The sequence below is a fragment of the Candidatus Neomarinimicrobiota bacterium genome, from assembly GCA_041862535.1.
GTDB lineage: Bacteria > Fidelibacterota > Marinisomatia > SCGC-AAA003-L08 > TS1B11.
This window is the reverse complement of sequence record JBGVTM010000364.1, coordinates 1-2330: the sequence shown is the minus strand read 5'-3', so window position 1 is coordinate 2330 and position 2330 is coordinate 1. Positions and strand designations below refer to the sequence as shown.

The following is a 2330-nucleotide window of genomic DNA, read 5'->3' as shown; positions in this document are numbered from 1 at the left end:
CTAATCAATAGGCTTTAGACGAGCGAAGGGCCGTCTGGTTAGATGGCCCTTCGCTTTTTAATCCTGTGTTAGTATATTTAAGAGGTTATCCAGGCACCTGATGTAAAGCATCAGCCTAATTCCGAATATTGATCTATGCGTGGAATAAAAAGATGTTCAGACCTATTATTTTCAGCGTTAGACTGGGAGCAATAGCGCTATTTCTATCCAGTTGCGCCGTACTATCGGTGGGAGGCAATGCCTCCGCCTACCGAGACCTTACGGTTGGGGCTGGAGAGGCCACATCGCGGGATATCTTCGTGAAAGCGCCCAGAATTCTGGATAGATACCAGTATGAGATTGTACGCCAGGAAGAATCCAGCCATCAGCTGTACTTTGAGACCCGGTGGCAACTCCGCTCACCGCTTGATGACGAGCGTTTGCTAGGGGTCGTCGAGACTCGCACGCGGTTAACTATCCAGGCGAGACCCCGCCGGGCGGCCGCAGTTTCTGGAGCGGCGAATCTATATATCGTGCAAATCGTAGCGGAGAATATGGTCCGACTATCCGATCATGAAGAGTGGATACGTATAGCCAATACCGATATGTACAAAGCCTATGTCCGCAGTGTCGCCGAAGATCTGAAGAACGAATTTCGCATGTCCATGCGCAGGTTCTAGGAGGTAAACAAATCATGAAAATAGGAAAGATTTCAAAAAGACTACTTCGGTTGACCTTCGGTCTAATAATCTTGCTGTTCTCTTTAAAAATTATTGCCTGCGAGGTAAATTCGATAACTGATCCTCAAAGGATTGATAAAATAGAAAACGAAGAAGAAAAAGACGACCCCAGAGAAGATCAGAACTAAAGATTCACCTACCTGCCGAAGTACTCAGCCAAAAATCCCATCAATTAAAGCCCAGCCCCCTTCAGGTGGCGGGGCTTTGTTAGTAATGGACTACGAGATGCATGTAGGAAAATCGGTTTGACAGATACTGGACTGAAGATATCAGGCTGGTCTTCCGACGGAGTAAAAGCGATGGTTGAGATTAAATCCATCGCATCAATTTTATTTCTTTCATACTACAATATTGCATTATATATTCAAATTAATACAGGATTCGCCCAAACCTAGCGTCGCGCCGGGGAAGACATCCTCCCGGTGTGAAGGCATAGGTTGTTAGTTGAACTGGGGGTGAATCTAGTAGAGAACGGCAGGATTATGTAAGCCGTAGAGGGCAGGGAAGCAAAAATCATTGGAGGGGTGTCGAAAGTCACTTTTGGCTTTCGGCACCCCTTTTCTTTATGCCCGCGGCACCTGCCGAGAATGAAACCTGTTAAACGTTGAGGATGATGATATGAGAAGGATCCTAATTACGACTTTAGCCTTCATCTTCGGTCCCCTCTTACTCTTTGGGCAAGTTTCCCAGGAGGGGGCGGTGATCACAGGTACGGTCACTGATGCGGAGACGGGTGAGCCGCTAGCAGGTGCTAATGTCTTCATCGACGCACTTAACCTGGGTGCAGCCGCCGATGCAGAGGGCACCTACAGGATTGTCGTCCCGGCCCGATTTGCCAGAGGCCAGGACGTCCAGATCCTGGCGCGGTTTATCGGCTATCGCTCCGGAGAAACGTCCATAATCCTGTCGCCGGGACTGATCACCCAGGACTTCAGCCTGGAAATTGACGTTCTCGGCCTGGACGAAATCGTCGTTACCGGAAGAGGGCAGATCACCTCGAAGGAAAAATTCGGTGTTTCCTTCAGCAAGGTGGAGTCCGAAGAGATCGAGCGGAGCGGGTACAGCAACATCGTATCGGCGATCGCCGGGAAGGCACCAAACGTGGAAATCACCAATACCAGCGGTGAGCCAGGTGCGGAAGCGTTTATCCGCGTTCGCGGGGCGAGCAGCATCAGCCTTAGCATCAGCACCCAACCGCTCATCGTGGTAGACGGTACGCCGATTAGTAATAACCGCGTGCTCCCTTCGACCGACATCTTTTATCGCCTGGCTGGGGCCACTTCCACCAACCGTGCCTTTGACATCAACCCGGATGATATCGAGAAAATCGAGATCCTGAAGGGAGCGGCCGCGACCGCAATTTATGGATCGCGAGCTGCTAACGGCGTCATACTGATTACCACCAAGAGCGGGGTGGCCGGCCAGACGCGCGCTAACTACCGCGTTTCCTACTCCTGGGACAAAGTGAACATGCTACCTGAACTGCAGACCAAGTACGGCCAAGGCTTTGATGGTGATCCCTATTCTGGCAACGTGTCCGTAAGCTTTGGACCCGATCTTGATACTCTGGAAGCTGATGGCGTGTACTTTGACGGCACTAAATATGACCAT

The 2330-nt window shown here is 50.5% G+C and carries 2 protein-coding genes; both read left to right on the top strand.

What is annotated here, in order from left to right; translation table 11 throughout:
* Positions 1-152 precede the first annotated feature (152 nt).
* Positions 153-659, top strand: coding sequence for a hypothetical protein (locus ACETWG_13105; GenBank protein ID MFB0517524.1), 507 nt, complete (start codon positions 153-155; stop codon positions 657-659).
* Between the two features lie 678 nt (positions 660-1337).
* The coding region (locus ACETWG_13100) for a TonB-dependent receptor plug domain-containing protein (protein ID MFB0517523.1) at positions 1338-2330 on the top strand (993 nt) is incomplete at its 3' end.

Coding starts and splice junctions, on each gene's coding strand:
- ACETWG_13105 (MFB0517524.1), top strand. CDS start 153: ATGTTCAGACCTATTATTTTCAGCGTTAGACTGGGAGCAATAGCGCTA.